Raw genomic sequence first — 16097 nt, 5'->3', positions numbered from 1 at the left:
ATTTATTCTCATACGATTGATTTTTAAAGAAATATTGACGAAAATCGGGCAATTAAGCCCGATTTTTGTATCTGCTTCAGGAGTCCAGTTATTAAAAACCTATTTACGCGGGGACCATCGCTAGTTCTACAGCTTATTATTACGCTGTTGCTTGCTTGCGTCCTGATGGTTCTGGACTATCGATATGGATATTTGAACAATGCCCGAAAAGTGGCGGCGACTTTTCTCTCACCTTTATATTTCCTCGCTAATTTACCCAATGAGCTGGCGGCCTGGGCGGACAATAATATTGTCAGCCGTAATGATCTGATTGATGAAAATCGTCAGCTTAAAGATGAGGTTTTGATCCTCAAGGCACAGAATCAACGCTTGATTGGTCTTGAGTCAGAAAATGCACGTTTGCGTTCCTTGCTTGGCTCATCGCGTTCATTTCGTGGCAAGCGCTTGATTGCAGAAGTCTTAAATATTGATAGCCAACGTTTTTCTAATGAGCTGCTGTTAAATAAAGGTAGCTCGGATGGCGTCTTCCTCGGACAGCCAGTGGTCGACTCAGAAGGGGTGATGGGGCAGGTTGTTGAGGTGTCGCTGACCACCAGTCGCATGATTCTGCTCAATGACCAAAAACACGCGATACCGGTCCGTAATGATCGCAATGGTCTGAGAGCCATCGCACAGGGTGATGGACAGATGCTTCACTTGCGTCATTTGCCGAACACTACCGATATTCGTGAAGGTGACCTCTTGTTAAGTTCTGGCTTAGGAGAAAAGTTTCCTGATGGTTATCCGGTCGCTAAAGTGATTTCTGTTATTAAGCAAACCGCACAACCCTATGCACAAATCATCGCAGAGCCAACGGCGAATATTAATACCGCCAATCACGTTCTGCTGTTATGGCCCTATGAGCCAATGGAAAGTTCCTCTGATGAAAACCAACCAGAGTCGGAGGAGAACTAGGCCATGAAAAGCATTAAGAACGAAGTTAAACATGGAACCTGGGTAATTATCCTGAGCCTGATTATTGGCATGTTACTGGATATATTTCCGTTACCTGAAAGCTGGCAATCCTTTAGACCAAGCTTTACTTTTTTGGTCTTGAGTTACTGGATTATTGCGCTTCCTCATCGGATTGGTTTGCTGTGGGCTTTTATCACCGGCCTGGCGCTTGATGGTTTACTTGGAACCTCATTGGGTTTGCACAGTTTTGCCCTAGCCGTATTAACCTTTATTTTGCAGCTCAACCACCAGCGGCTGCGTCTGTTTCCACTGTGGAAGCAGGCTCTGACTATGGCCATTTTAAGTGTGCTGTATTTTGCTGTCGTTCTATGGCTGGCTCGCCTGACAGGAAAGCCAGAAAGCGATAGCTGGTATTGGATGGCGACTATAACGAATGGTTTGTTGTGGCCCTGGTTATTTATCTTGCTACGAGATATTCGTCGTTACTTCCATGTGGTGTAATTGTGTTTCATGGTTGTGCTGTCGTAGTATCTGGTATAACAAATTACAGAAAACTTTTGTCAGCTCGCCCTATCAGGAGGCTTGATGTTTGAGCAAATTTATTTGGCTTCCGCTTCTCCACGTCGAAAAGAATTACTGACTCAGCTTGGTGTGTCATTTATTCAGGTGGCTAATGATTTTGATGAAACGCCGCTAGCGAATGAATCCGCGACAGACTATGTGAAACGGCTGGCCATTGGTAAGGCGCGCTCTGCACAACCCTTTTGTGATGCTGATAAATCTCTGCCAATTCTTGGCGCTGATACGATTGTGGTTTTAAACGATCAGTTTCTTGGTAAACCCGCGGATCTCGATGAAGCTAAGTTGATGCTGAAACAGTTATCGGGAAAAACACATCAGGTCTATAGCGGTGTTGCTTTGTGTTATCAGGACGAGGAAGCCTGGCAAGTTTCAAGAAGTGATGTCACCTTCGGTCATATATCCGAACAGACCATAGATAGCTATTGTGCAACCGAAGAACCATTAGGCAAAGCTGGTTCATACGCAATTCAGGGAGTAGCAGGTAGTTTTGTTACTGGGATCAATGGTAGTTACAGCGGCATCGTTGGGTTACCATTGTATGAAACCCGAATTCTGTTAGAGCAGATGAGGGTTGGCTATTTGCTGTCACCTCACCTCAAGAAAGAGGTTCAATAAATCATGCGTGATGAAATTTTAATTAATGTCACACCACAGGAAACGCGAGTTGCCTTAGTGGAAAATGGCGTGTTGCAGGAAGTGCATCTGGAGCGCACGACCAATCGTGGTATTGTCGGCAATATCTATAAAGGTATTGTCCGTCGAGTAATGCCGGGTATGCAGGCAGCCTTTGTCGATATTGGGCATGACCGAGCCGCGTTCCTGCATGTGGCGGATATTATCGCGATTAAAAGTGATGAAGATAAGCAGGCGGTAGAAGGATCGGAATTGCTGGATAAGCAGCAATCTCACGAAGCCGATATAACCACTTTGTTACACGAAGGACAGAAGATTATCGTGCAGGTCATAAAAGATCCCATCGGCAGTAAAGGTGCACGACTGACAACTCATATCACGATTCCATCGCGTTTTCTGGTGTTGATGCCGGATAATCCTCATGTTGGTGTCTCGCAGCGCATTGAAGATCTGGAAGAACGGACGCGGCTGAAAGATTTATTGGCGGATACCGATTTTGGTAGCGACACTGGATATATCATCCGTACTGCAGCCGAAGGGGCCAGTGATATCGAACTGGATCGTGATGTGAAGTTTTTATCCAAGTTGTGGAACGGTATCAGCGAGAAAGCCAAAACCGCAAAAGCGCCTCAACTTATTCATGAAGACCTTGCGTTAGAATTGAGAATCATGCGCGACATTATCGAGGATGATATTGAGCGTGTTCGAGTGGATAACCAACAAAGCTTCAAACGTATTCAGAACTTCGTGCTCGAGTTCCTTCCTGAAATTAAAAATCGAATTGAGGGATATGAAGGCGAGCGTCCGATTTTTGATCTTTACAATATTGAAGAAGAGATCAAAAAAGCGTTGGAGCGTAAAGTGCCCTTAAAGTCTGGCGGTTATCTGATTATCGATCAGACTGAGGCCATGACCACTGTTGATGTGAATACCGGTGCGTTTATCGGCCATAAAAATCTCGAAGAAACTATTTTCAGAACTAATCTTGAAGCAGCAACTGCATTAGCCAGACAACTGCGTCTGCGTAACCTCGGCGGTATCATCATTGTCGATTTTATTGATATGCAGGATGAGGAGCATAAGCGACAGGTATTACGTACATTAGAGAAAGCGGTGGAACGCGATCATGTTAAGACTTCTATTTCAGAAGTTTCAACTTTGGGCCTGGTCGAGATGACTCGAAAGCGTTCCCGCGAAAGTCTTGAGCGATTAATGTGTGAGCCTTGCCAGCAATGCAATGGACGTGGTTTTGTCAAAACGCCAGTGACAGTCTGTTATGAAATCTTCAGAGAAATCAGCCGGGCTTCGCGCGCCTATGATGTACAAAAGTTTTTGGTGCTGGCAAATCAGGAAGTGATTGATTGTCTGCTGGATGAAGAAGCCAGTAGTCTGGCTGAACTGGAAGTGGAGATTGATAAGCCCATTCGTTTGCAGGTAGAGGGGCTGTACTCTCCCGATCAATTTGACGTTGTATTAATGTAATACGGAAGTCGAATGATTAAAGGTATCATCATAAGAGTTCGTCGCTGGCTAACCAGGTTACTCTGGTTGGTTTCGATACTAGTGATTCTGTTTGTTCTGCTAGTCTCCGTAATCAAACTCATTCTTCCCTATTGGCTTGATGATAAAGCGACCATAGTTGAGTTGGTTGAAGAGCAGATTGGTGGAGAGTTTGATTATCAGCAGTTGGTGGTTGATTGGACGCGATTTAGACCAACGGTTTATCTTGAAGATCTCAGTTGGAAAAGTGATGACCATAGAATTCAGGTTAGCAGCGAACGTAATTCGATCGAGTTAAACCTATGGCAGAGCCTGATTGATGGCTATCTGCAGACAGAATCAGTTGAGGTTAATGGCGTTAATTTAAGTTATACACTGCTGGAAACCGAAACCCCAACTGATACTCAGCCGAGTTCCGATGTATTGTCTAATATTTCACTGGCCCGCTTAAAGCTGGCACTCAATTTGCATCCAGAAATTTTGCAGCAACGAAAGGTTTCACTTAGAGATGTCGCTGTGACACTGCGCCATCAGGGTAATAGTCGAACTGTGTTTGCACCGCTGATTCGTTTCACTAAGCTGGGCGATGAGCGTCAGTTAATTATAGATGCTCGCAGTCAACTATTCTCCAGTGGGCGATTTGTAATCGAAAGCTGGGGCCAGCCATTTGCTGATAACAGTACCGTCGATCTTTATACCTCTCTGGAAGACACTGACATCAAATCTTTGGCAACCTTCTTAAATCAAAAACAAGATTATCCGGTTGATCTGATTAATGCTGAAATTTGGCTGACCTATGAAGGGGAGCGTCCGGTGGCCGGTTATAGCCAGGTGTTAGCTTCTGGTGAACAGTCAAGAATTGCCCAACTGGATGGTGCTATCAGGTTTGAATCTGACGAGACCGGCTTTCATTTATCCAGTGATCGGTTTCACTTGCTTGAGCGTGAGCAGGAAGATGCAGAACTTATCGAATATGATAGCCATTTTGACGTTTCAGTGAAAAAAAAGGATACCATTTCGAACTGGGATATCTCTGCTGAAAATTTTCCGATCAGTTATCTGGTGACTTCCATAAAACCTTTCTTAACACCTGAGCATCATGACTTGGTTAATGGAATTGAGCCTTCTGGGCACATTCATCAGTTCCATCTGGTTGCTGAGCAAACAGATGGTGCGTTTAAACCCGTGCAGGCCAATATTCAATTAAGTGATCTGGCTATTACTGAGTATCAGAAGATTCCTGGCTTTGAGTTAGGTTATCTTGCCATTGATGATGAATCTGGCAAATGGCGAGTCAGACTTGAAGCTGAGGATAGCGTTCTATCCAGTAGGGAGTGGTTGAAAAATCCGGTTGCCATAGAGCAATTTTCTTTTAATGGTCTGCTTAACACCGATCAGCAAAACAGCATCAAAATTGATGAATTACTGATCCTAAACCCGGATCTCAGGGTTAAAGCAGAAGGTGTAATCAGTCTGTTTGAAAATGAGCTTGGAGAGACTGATGCAGAACTGGCACTGTATGCCGAAGCAAGTGATATCGACATCAAGCAACTGCATAACTATTGGCCAACAAAAGGAATGAACCAGGAAACCGTTGAGTATCTAAATAAGAGTTTACTCGGTGGAACCATAAGTAAAGCTAAATTCCTGATGCGCGGTAATCTGGATAAGTTTCCCTATAAAGATGGCAGTGGCCAGTTTTATATAGAGGCTGATGCTCAGGATGTGGCCTTTAAATTTGATCCCGACTGGCCTCAGGCGGAACAGCTTAATGCCAAGGTGATTTTCGACAATGATAGCATGGCCATTGCCGCCAACTCGGGTAACCTGTTGGGCAGCGAGGTTAACAAGGCAACTGCCAGTATCGATTCGTTCAGTAATGATGTTTCTATGCTAGTCATTACTGTGGATGCGATGGTGACCGATGCAAGCTATGCAGAGCTTCATCGTAACTCACCGCTTCAAGAGGATATTGGCGATACTGTTACCGACTTTAAAATTAACAAGCCGATAAATCCGACATTAGAAATTACCATTCCCTTAGGTAATGATGACCCTGCATCCATCCGCGGTGTAATTCCGCTCGATGGACATAATATTGCTCTAAAAGATTATCCATTGTCAGTTAATGGTGCGCGCGGCGTGGTTCATTTTACTGAAAATGGTGCTTATTCTGAGAATTTGCGTGGTAGATTATGGGGCAATCCATTCTCAATCAACGTGAAAGTTGATGACTATACCGAAGATGAAGATCTGGTCAGGATCGATGCCACTTCAGATTTTGCCATCGGTAAGGTTTTTGATTCGCAAAACATTCAATCACCGCTGAGCATTAATGGTTCCAGTGAATTAGTGGTGCGTTATCGGGTTGCGGAAAATACCAGTCAGTCTTTAATTGTTAGAACCGATTTGCAGGGTACCGAAATCATTGGTCCAGACTGGTTGAGTAAACAAAAGGATGAAGTGGCCGACGTATTGGTTACCCTGTTTGAATCAGAACATAAGATCCAGGCTCGAGCGATTTATCGAAACACCATTTCGTCCCAACTGACATTCAATAGCGATAACCCTGATGATATCAATGGTGTTATTGCATTGGGTAATCTGGCGACTGCCAAAATAGAAAAGCCACAACAGGGCGTTGCTATTCGTGGCGAATTTAATGAAATTAAAAGTTATGACTGGATTAATAGTCTGCAATTTAAATCCGGGGAAGGCTTTAGTTGGCCAAAATGGATTGACCATGTGGATATTAAAACCCCATCCTTTGATGTGGCCGGCCAGAAGTTAACTGATGTTCATCTGACCGACGAACTGCTTGCGGGTCAGTATCTACGCTTCAAGGTTACAGCAGAAGAAGGGAAGGGCAGTTTAACCCTGTATGATGATGGGCGAAAGCACCTGTTGATTGATGAGCTGGATATTCAATTGGAGCCATTCAGTAAATTGTCTGATGGTGGTTTTGATATTAGAAAGGCCAGTCTTTATGACTGGCAGCTTGAGTGTGCCTCCTGCCGTGTTAACGGTATTGATACCGGCGTCTTAACGCTGGTAACCAAAAGAACTGAAGGTGGTGTTTCGATTCAGGGTGATAGCAAAATTGATGGTTTATTATCGGCTTATCTGGAAGGTAGCTGGATTGGTGATCTAAGCAAGATAAATATTAGCTTTAACTCACCGAATGCAGGACGCTTATTGCAGCGCTGGGGTTATGGTGATGGCATTAGCGAAACACGTACTGAAGGCAAGCTGGACTTAAGCTGGCAAGGTGGATGGCATGAGTTTGAACTGAGCAAAAGCGACGGAAGTTTAAGCGTTAATACAGGGCAGGGTGCTGTGCGCGAATTAAGCGATCGTCAGGCTCGGGTCTTTAGCCTGTTTTCCTTACAGAGTCTGCGCCGACGTTTGTCGCTGGATTTCAGAGACTTGTTTGAAGATGGTTTCTTCTACGATTCTATTAATGGCAACTTCACTATTAAACAAGGCGTTGTGCATAGCGACAGAGTTACTATTAACGGTGCTACAGCCGAAGTGACAATCTCGGGATCAACGGATCTGGTGAACAGCTTAGTTGATCAAAATGTGGTTGTGATTCCTAAATTAGGATCGAGTTTGCCAGTTCTTGCCGGCTGGGCGATTGAGCCGACTACAGGTTTGATTATGCTGTTAATTAACAAGATTTTTGAGCCAGTTCTTGATGTTGTGGTTCGTATCGAATACAGCATTAAAGGCGACCTGACCAATCCGGAAGTAATTGAGCTGGATAAGGAATCGAAAGAGATTGTTGTGCCAGATGAGGAGCTGATTGAGGACGTTGAAGATCAGCCGATCATCGAGAGCGAACTGATTCAGGATGATGAGCCGGGTGAACCAGTTGAGGAATCCTCAATGCAGGAATCTGAAGAGGCAGCAACCGAGCAACAATCTGAATCTCAGGCCGAACAACAGGAGGATGATGAAAATGAATAAGCAGTTAGTGGTTGGCTTAGTGCAAATGACTTCATCCAGCCGGGTAGAAGATAATCTTAGGCGAGCTCAGGCTATTATTGAACAGCTGGTTGAGCAAGGCGCTCAGGTCATAGTGTTGCCAGAAAGTTTTGCCCTGATGGAAAAGTATAATGGACAGAAGCTGGAGTATCTTGAGCAGCATGGAAATGGCCCCATCCAAAACTGGATGTCTGCACTTGCCAGTAAACATCAGGTTTTACTGGTAGGGGGCACTATCGCAATTGAATCACCGATAGAAAACAGGCCCTATGCGCGTTGTTATATTTACAATGAAGCAGGTGTTGAAATTACGCATTATGACAAGATTCATCTGTTTGATGTATCGGTAAAAGAAGGTGAAAGTTATTCTGAGTCAGCCAATACTCTGGCTGGCGAAAAACCGGTGGTGTTTGAGTGGCATGATATAAAATTTGGTTGCTCAGTTTGTTATGACTTACGATTCCCTGAACTGTATCGTCATTATCAAACGCAGCAGGTCGAAGTCATTCTCGCCCCTTCAGCATTCACCCTGGCTACGGGTAAGGTTCACTGGAAGTTATTACTCCAGGCGCGCGCTGTTGAGAATCTTGCTTTTGTCGTTGCACCCAATCAGACTGGAACTCATGACAATCAGCGCAAGACTTATGGGCATAGCATGACAGTAGATCCCTGGGGTGGCATAGTGGCAGAGCTGGCCGAGCAGGAAACAGGACTGATATGTGAGCTGGATTTATCCAGCATTGACTCGATTAAAGCAAAGTTTCCAGTCCATCAACACCGAAAACTGATGAGTTAACACTGAATGAAATCATTACTAGAACAGGTTGAGCAAAGCTTATTTCAAGAAAGCGATCTCAACATCAATAACCTTCAAGCTGCGATTCAAAAATTGCAGCGCTTTGATATCGACTATTCTGATATTTTCATTCAGGAAGTGCAGCACCAATATTGGCAGCTGGAAGATGGTATTGTTAAGGATGCCAGCTTTAATCTCAACAAAGGGCTGGGTGTTCGCGCCATAGAGGGTGAAAAAACCAGTTTTGCATACGCCAATCAATTGCAGTTACAGGCTTTGGAAAATGCCTTAACAGCCGCCTCAAGCATGAGCCGTCTGGGCCAGGGTAAGGTGATTGGGTTTAACAGGGTTTCTGCAAAGCCGTTATATACCAGTCGGTCAGTTTTGTTTGAGGTTGAGCAGCAGCAGAAGATTGAGTTACTTAGAGATTTGGACGCGAAGGCGCGGCAACTTGATGATAAGGTGCAGCAGGTAATTGTCAGCCTTTCGGCAGTGGATGAGCAGATGATGGTATTGGCTAGTGATGGTGTGGTTGCCGCCGACATCAGGCCAATGATTCGACTCAATGTATCGGTGATAGTCGAACATCAGGGGCGCAGAGAGCGTGGCAGTGCTGGCTTAGGTGGCCGGTATGACTGGCAGGAATTGATGCAGGCGGATCTGGATGGCTTAGCGAAAACTGCGGTCACACAGGCATTAATCAATCTTGAAGCGATAGATGCGCCAGCCGGTATGATGCCGGTTGTGTTAGGTAGTGGCTGGCCCGGTGTACTCTTACATGAAGCTGTAGGTCATGGTTTAGAGGGTGACTTTAATCGCAAAGGTTCTTCGGCCTACGCTAACAAAATTGGCCAGCAGGTTGCTTCCAGTTTATGTACCGTCATCGATGACGGCACTATAGCTAATCAGCGTGGTTCCCTGAGTGTGGATGATGAGGGAACGATTAGCCAGTCAACAGTGCTCATCGAAAATGGTGTACTCAAAGGCTATATGCAGGATAAACATAATGCTCGACTAATGGGGCAGGCGCCAACCGGTAATGGCCGCCGCGAGTCCTACGCTCATCTTCCTATGCCAAGAATGACCAATACTTTCATGAAGTCAGGAGACTCTGATCCTGAAGGGATTATCAGGAGTGTCAAGAAAGGGATTTATGCTCCTAATTTTGCCGGTGGTCAGGTTGATATCACATCCGGTAATTTTGTCTTTAGTGCCAGCGAAGCCTATCTGATTGAGGACGGAAAAATCACCGCACCGATAAAAGGCGCAACCTTAACTGGCAATGGCCCGGAAGTTCTCAAGCGCGTCAGCATGGTCGGCAACGACAGCAAACTTGATCCTGGCATTGGCGTTTGCGGCAAAGACGGACAAAGTGTCCCTGTTTGCGTTGGCCAGCCAACCTTAAAAGTAGATCAAATGACCGTGGGTGGGACTAAGGTTTGAGGTTAGATTAATAAATCGCTTATTTAATCGTCTGTTCAATGATTAATTAGCTGTAATCAATGCTATAAGAAATTGTAGTGTTGATAGATAGCACCAAAAATCCCCTTATATTGAGCTAAGACACGTACAAAATATAGCAATCAAAATCTGTGACCAAAGGGAATCCCTTTAGGGAGATGATTTTGATAAGAATTTTCAGCACAGGGATGTGATGTAAATTCTGGTGCGTTAAGTATTTTGGAAGTGGCGCAGGAAGTCACGCGAAGCGTGGCCTCAATATCGGGGTGGTCTTCTTTTATGAAGTACATCCTGTACTTCACCCTTCGGGCTAGCCTCGCTATTCAAAATCGTTCCAGACGATTTTGTGGTTACTTAGAGCAAGACAAATTTGTCAGGAACAAATTTGAACAGCGGAGTGAAACGACGCCGGCTTTAGCGGAATACAGGGAGGTATTCCGTAAAAGTAACTCGCTGAGTGGCGAAAAAATAGTTAATGAAGACTGAAAGGTATTGGTTTAAGCAAGGTTTACTTGGTTCAAAATGCTTTGAAAATCCTACCTTGAAAGTTTAGCCATCACTTACTTTCTGATGAAAATATTATCCCTCCTCACTAAACTGCATATTATCGCGTAGGTAGCGAAACAGTTCGCGTTGAAATTTAGCGGCTTTATTAAGCTCCTTTTCTTTTTGTGCGTTGCGGACCATTTGTCTGAGTTGCTGGCGGTCAAGGCTGGGTTCGAGCTGCAGCAGTTCAAAGGTTGCTGTGTCGCCTTCGGCAATAAGGCGGTCGCGCCACTGTTCTAACAAGTGCTGTTTGCGGACTTCAAGCTGATGATATTGATCGGCGATAGCCAGCTCAGCTCGTATGCCATCCAGATCTTCATCACGCAGAATTTTGCCAATGTATTTGATTTGGCGTTTCTTGCCGGTGTGATGATTGATTTTCTGGCCTTCTTTGATGGCTTTTAGGCAGGTTTCTGACAAAGGCAGTTTGGCCAGAAGTGATGCAGGAATTTCAAGCAGGCGCTCACCAAGCTCTGTGATCTCAAGCAGCTCTCTTTTAACTTGTGACTTGGATTTTTCGGTAATGTCGTGATCGTCTTGGTGTGTCATAGCATTGTATCAGCAATAGAAGCCTTGAAAAGAAGTGATTATATCAGAAGTTCAAGCTGGCTTTGATAAAGGCAATATTCTTTGAATCCCAGATGGTATTGCTATCAAAGTATGAACGGTCGTTGATATTGTGCTGCAATACCAGTGATAAAGATAGTTCTTTATCATCCAGTGGGAATGTATGGCTGATCCGGGCATCTAAGCGCTTGAAGTCAGCGCGGTCTTCCATATCCTGTAGATAATAGGCAGTGCTGAACTGTAACTGATCAGTCAGGTGATGTTGATACATCACGGATAGAGTTTGTTCGGGGATTTGATGGCGTAAGATACGACCGCTTTTGAATTCATAATCTACATGACTGTAGCTGAACCAGAGACGGCTATCTGAGGTTAAGTGATAATCCATCTGAAGATCGAGGCCCTTGTTGACAAAACTATTAGCATTTCTAGGGTCATAGCCTTCCAGACCAAACAGACCATCGATAGTGTGTTCCAGATCATCGTAAAATAATTTTATGTCAAAGTTAAAATCACTGCCCAGACGATAGAACCAACCGATTTCGCGCGAAAGAATGGTTTCAGCGCGCAAGTTTCCAGCAGCTTGTGGGGTCTGATAGAAAGTAGCAAAGCTGTCGCTGCCGTTGACTGGCGAACTTAGATTACGGACGACATATCTTCTGTGTCCTTCTTCCTCGTAAAAGTCAGGATTGCGGGTTCCCTTGGCAATGATGAAGCGCCATGATGAGTTGGGTGTGGCAAGATAATTAAGTGCTACCCGCGGAGAGAATTCACCGCCAACATAGTCATCGTGTTCATACATGCTGCCAAGGTTGAGCAGGGTATTGGGTAGAAGCCGCCATTCGAGGTTGGCAAATACTCTGTAGATATTGTTGCTGAGTTTTTGCTCGAAAAAGGATTCACCACGAATGGTATCTCTTCGCAAGCTGACGCCGGATACTAGACGGGTGTCCTGATTGAAGGTGTAGGTGTCCTGTAGCTCCAGCTCCCACTTGCTTTCGTCGAAATTCTGGTTCGCCGTACCGCATACCTGAGTGGTGCCAAGTTCGGCGAAACGATTGAAGACTTGCTGAGCCAGCAGAGCTGCTTCTGGTGAATCCGGGTTCGGTGGTGGTGAGCCACCTGAAATTGCAGCGATTAACTGTTCGGTGTAGACGGGGTCATAATCATAAAGCGCCCCTAGCTCGTCGGTTAAAAAGATAGCTGGTGGACAGGATTGCCACTCCTCATCGACTGAGTCCTGGCTGTAGTGAGCGTTAATCTTAATTTCATGGATCTCTGACATTTGGCGATCCCAAATTAACTGAATAAATCCATCATCCGTAGTTTTGGTGTGGTAGGGCTCGAGTTGATAAACATCCAACAAGTCCTGCTGCTCGTCCGCTTCACTATAACCAAAGATAAATCGCCATTGTTCATCATGAGACGGGCTAAATACCATATCTCCACGCAGGTAGTCAGTATCGTGGTCATCATGTCGTTCGGTACCATCGCGCTGCAAATCGAAACCGTCATCACTGTGATGACCAATGGTGAAGCGATAACTGAAATCATCGGACTGCTTAGCAAAGCGTAAGAAGCCATCGGCAATACCCTTGTTACCGACAGTAGCTGTAGCCAGATTGTTGGCCACATCAGAAGGGTGGCGGCTGATAATATTAATCACGCCAAGGAATGAATTGGCGCCATATACCGCAGTGTTGGGGCCGCGAATGACTTCAATCCGTTCTACATCGTCAATATTAAGTGACAGGCTACCCCATAACACTCTGGATAAGCCGGGTTTAAACACCGAGCGACCATCAATCAGGACCTGCAAGCGGCGAGAAAAATCGGTATGTAGGCCGTGAATACTCACCTCAGGAGTGTTACCGCTTAAATATCCAATATTCATGCCTGGAACGAGTCTTAGCGCTTCGACAATATTGCGAGCACCAGAGGCTTCAATCAATTTGCGATCAAGAATGGTGACGGAGGCTGGTGTTTCAGCCTGGGGTTGCTTTAATCGTGTTGCTGACAATACCGTTGGCAGTTCATCACCGAACAGGTCGCTACTTTCGACAGGCTCGGAGGCGTAACTATTGGAGGTCAATAGTAGTGCGGATAGGGCGGCAAGCAACTTCGATTGGGTCATGATTTACACGTCAATAAAACCAGTCCTCATTCTTTACAAATTAATAAGTTAAGTCAAGTTTTGTCCTTACTCAACAAACACTTATAATGGCTCTACTTTTTGACTTATTCTTGGAGTGCCGTGTGGCTGCTGATAAACATTTAACCTTAATTGATATTGCTGAACAACAGGCTGAGACCGAGCAGCAATTACGCCTGATGGTGCAGATTGCCTTGCAGCAGGCAGCAGATGCCGGTGCGGAACAGTCCGAAATCTGGTGCTATAACACGGTGGGCAACAGTATTGAGGTGCGCCAGGGAGAGCTGGAAACGCTAGAGTTTAATCAAGACAGTCACTTTGGCATCAATGTCTATTTTGGCCAACGTAAAGGAACCGTGTCGATTAATGATCTGACTGAGGCAGCGGTGCATAAAGGGGTGCAGGCGGCCTGTGAAATAGCAGGTTTTACTGAGCCTGACCCTTATGCTGGGTTAGCTGACAAAGCTCTGATGGCTACTGAGTTTAAGGATTTGCAGTTGGATCATCCCAACGACCTGACCATCCCGCAAATGGTAGAGTCGGCTAAACAGTGCGAAGCCACCGCATTAGTCGATAAACGTATAAAGCAATCCGAGGGTGCCAGCAGTTATAGCCATCGTTCGGTTTCGCTGTATGCCAATAGCCATGGTTTTGTGGGAGCCAATCATACCACTCGCTTTAGTCTGTCGAATTCAGTTATCGCTGAAACCGATAATGGCATGATCCGTGACGGCTACTACACCATTGGCCGGGACATTAATGACCTGCTAAGTTCGCAAAAGGTGGGAGAAAAGTCTGCTGATAGAGTTCTGAGGAAGCTGAAACAGGGCAAAGTTCCTTCGGGTAATCACCCAGTTATATTTAGTGCCGAACTGGCTCGCGGACTCTGGTCACACATGCTGTCTGCTTTAAAAGGAGCGGCTTTATATCAAAGAGCCTCGTTTTTGCTGGATAAAAAAGATCAGCTGATTTTGCCAGAGTTCGTCCAGATTGAGGAGGACCCATTTATCCTTAAAGGTTTTGGCAGCGGCAATTATGATAGTGATGGTGTTGCGACCCGAAAGCGCGATATTGTGGTTGATGGAGTGCTAAAAGATTACTTCTTAAGCAGCTACTCTGCGAGACGTCTCGGCCTGCAGACCACCGGTAATGCAGGTGGTATTCACAATGTTCTGATTAAGCCAATGGAGCTTTCGCTGCAGGATATGATGAAGCAACTAGGTTCTGGGTTGCTATTAACCGAAGTGATGGGGCAGGGCGTCAATACGGTTACTGGCAACTACTCGCGTGGCGCCAGCGGTTTCTGGTTCGAAAATGGCGAAATCAAACATTTCGCGCAGGAATTAACGATTGCCGGAAATCTGGAGCAGATGCTTAAAAATATCGTTGCTATTTCCAATGATGTGGATCAGCGTTCCAGTATTCTAACGGGTTCGGTGGCAATTGAAGGGATGATGGTTGCCAGCTAGCCGAAAAAGCAATTAGCCAAAAAAGAGTGTGGCCAGACCCAATAAGGCAAAGAAGCCAGCTACGTCGGTCACGGTGGTAAGCACCACGCCACCGGCGATGGCTGGGTCAATATTAATCTTCTTTAGGAACAGCGGTAGCACGGCGCCGCTAACGACACCGGTTATAAGGTTAAACAGCATGGCGCCGCCAATGGTGATGGCCAGGTACATGTGGTTGATACCAGACTCCTTGAAGTAAGAGTAGGCATAAACCAGCCCTGCAATGACAAGCGCCCAAAGCACACCGTTGATGATACTGACCGCCAGCTCTTTCTTGAGCAGGTAGCCTTTGTTACCTTCACCAATATGCCCAAGCGACATACCACGAATGACTAGCGTCAGAGTCTGGGTGCCTGCGATGCCGCCCATGCTAGGCACAATTGGCAATAACACTGCCAGCAGGGTGACCTGGGCAATAGTGCCTTCGAACAGACCAATGACCAGGGCTGCCAGAATAACGGTAAGCAAATTAATGCCAAGCCAGATGGCGCGTTTTTTGGCGGTGGCAGCGACCTTACCAAAAGTATCTTCAAGCTCATCCAGACCGGCCATCGACATCAATGAGTGATCGGCTTCTTCACGGATAACGTCAACCACGTCATCAATGGTAATACGACCCAGCAGACGACCATTCTCGTCCAATACTGGTGCAGAAACTAAATCGTGACGCTCGAAGATCTGAGCTACTTCGGTTTCGGGCATATCCACCGGAATAGTGAAGGTTTCCTTATCCACTATCTGAGTAATCGGTGTTTCAGGATCGCAGGTTAGAATCGAACTGATGGGTACCGAGCCAATCAGGACATCACGCGAATCGACCACATACAAGTGGTCAGTGTTGGGTGGCATATTGCCACGAATTCTTAAATAGCGAAGCACCACTTCCACCGACACTCGAGGGCGGATCATTATGGTGTCGATATTCATCAAACCACCGGCAGAATCCTCAGGATAGGAAAGAGCATGCTCAATCTGCGCGCGGTTTTGTTCGTCCAGTAGACGCAGCACCTGGTTACTGATGTTCTGCGACAGGTCGCCCAGAATGTCTACGACGTCATCGGTATCCAGATCGGCCAGTGCATTGGCCAGTTCCTGTGGCTGCATCTGCTCAATGAAAGATTGACGAATTTCGTCATTAAGGTGCTGAAGAACATCACCCTCGCGCTCTTTGTCCAGCAACTGCCAGATAACATTACGGACACGCGGTGGAGTGGATTCGAGAAGGTGTGCGATATCTGCTGAGCGAAGCTCTTCCAACAGATTTCTAACAGGAATAAGGTGGCCACTGTCCAGCGCGTTATTTAAGAGCTGAAGCTGTTCCTGACGCGTTTGTGTTGCTTGAGTTTCCGCCATGGCTGCATCTTACTGGTTGATTTTGTTGGTATTCTAACGCAGATTTGCCATTGCTGGC

General features: G+C 45.8%; 11 protein-coding genes. 8 read left to right on the top strand and 3 right to left on the bottom strand.

Annotation, left to right across the window (positions count from 1 at the left end; translation table 11 throughout):
* The first annotated feature begins 33 nt into the window (after positions 1–33).
* From mreC to tldD, 7 genes are all read left to right on the top strand, one after another.
* Positions 34–954: a rod shape-determining protein MreC gene (mreC, locus tag HUJ19_RS11350; protein WP_367274012.1), complete on the top strand. Its 921-nt coding sequence runs from the start codon at positions 34–36 to the stop codon at positions 952–954.
* A 3-nt stretch (positions 955–957) separates the two neighbouring features.
* Positions 958–1455: a rod shape-determining protein MreD gene (gene mreD, locus HUJ19_RS11345; RefSeq protein ID WP_290624313.1), complete on the top strand. Its 498-nt coding sequence runs from the start codon at positions 958–960 to the stop codon at positions 1453–1455.
* 84 nt (positions 1456–1539) lie between these two features.
* Positions 1540–2151: a Maf family protein gene (locus HUJ19_RS11340; RefSeq protein ID WP_290624312.1), complete on the top strand. Its 612-nt coding sequence runs from the start codon at positions 1540–1542 to the stop codon at positions 2149–2151.
* 3 nt (positions 2152–2154) lie between these two features.
* The gene (gene rng / locus HUJ19_RS11335) at positions 2155–3651 is read left to right on the top strand and encodes a ribonuclease G (RefSeq protein ID WP_290624311.1); all 1497 of its coding nucleotides are present in this window, start codon (positions 2155–2157) and stop codon (positions 3649–3651) included.
* A 12-nt stretch (positions 3652–3663) separates the two neighbouring features.
* Positions 3664–7638, top strand: a complete 3975-nt coding sequence (locus HUJ19_RS11330; protein WP_290624310.1) for a YhdP family protein — start codon at positions 3664–3666, stop codon at positions 7636–7638.
* Positions 7631–8452: a carbon-nitrogen hydrolase family protein gene (locus HUJ19_RS11325; protein ID WP_290624309.1), complete on the top strand. Its 822-nt coding sequence runs from the start codon at positions 7631–7633 to the stop codon at positions 8450–8452. The genes HUJ19_RS11330 and HUJ19_RS11325 overlap by 8 nt, the downstream gene beginning before the upstream one ends.
* A 6-nt stretch (positions 8453–8458) precedes the next feature.
* Positions 8459–9895, top strand: coding sequence for a metalloprotease TldD (gene tldD, locus HUJ19_RS11320; protein WP_290624308.1), 1437 nt, complete (start codon positions 8459–8461; stop codon positions 9893–9895).
* Between the two features lie 597 nt (positions 9896–10492).
* On the opposite strand, the gene yjgA is transcribed toward tldD, so the two are convergent.
* Together yjgA and HUJ19_RS11310 are read right to left on the bottom strand one after the other, a co-directional pair.
* Positions 10493–11008 carry a ribosome biogenesis factor YjgA gene (gene yjgA, locus HUJ19_RS11315; RefSeq protein WP_290624307.1) on the bottom strand — a complete coding sequence of 172 codons (516 nt, stop codon included), beginning with the start codon at positions 11006–11008 and terminating at the stop codon, positions 10493–10495.
* A 43-nt stretch (positions 11009–11051) separates the two neighbouring features.
* Entirely contained in the window at positions 11052–13160 is a 2109-nt protein-coding gene (locus tag HUJ19_RS11310; protein ID WP_290624306.1) for a TonB-dependent siderophore receptor, read from the bottom strand.
* A gap of 122 nt (positions 13161–13282) precedes the next feature.
* Here HUJ19_RS11310 and pmbA point away from each other — a divergent pair, with 122 nt between their 5' ends.
* Positions 13283–14647, top strand: a complete 1365-nt coding sequence (pmbA, locus tag HUJ19_RS11305) for a metalloprotease PmbA (RefSeq protein ID WP_290624305.1) — start codon at positions 13283–13285, stop codon at positions 14645–14647.
* A gap of 12 nt (positions 14648–14659) precedes the next feature.
* On the opposite strand, the gene mgtE is transcribed toward pmbA, so the two are convergent.
* Positions 14660–16039 carry a magnesium transporter gene (mgtE, locus tag HUJ19_RS11300; RefSeq protein WP_290624304.1) on the bottom strand — a complete coding sequence of 460 codons (1380 nt, stop codon included), beginning with the start codon at positions 16037–16039 and terminating at the stop codon, positions 14660–14662.
* Positions 16040–16097: the final 58 nt, after the last annotated feature.

It is taken from the genome of Kangiella sp., from assembly GCF_014762745.1.
Lineage (GTDB): Bacteria > Pseudomonadota > Gammaproteobacteria > Enterobacterales > Kangiellaceae > Kangiella.
Note: the sequence above shows the minus strand (reverse complement) of the source record. Positions and strands in the feature narration are given on the sequence as shown.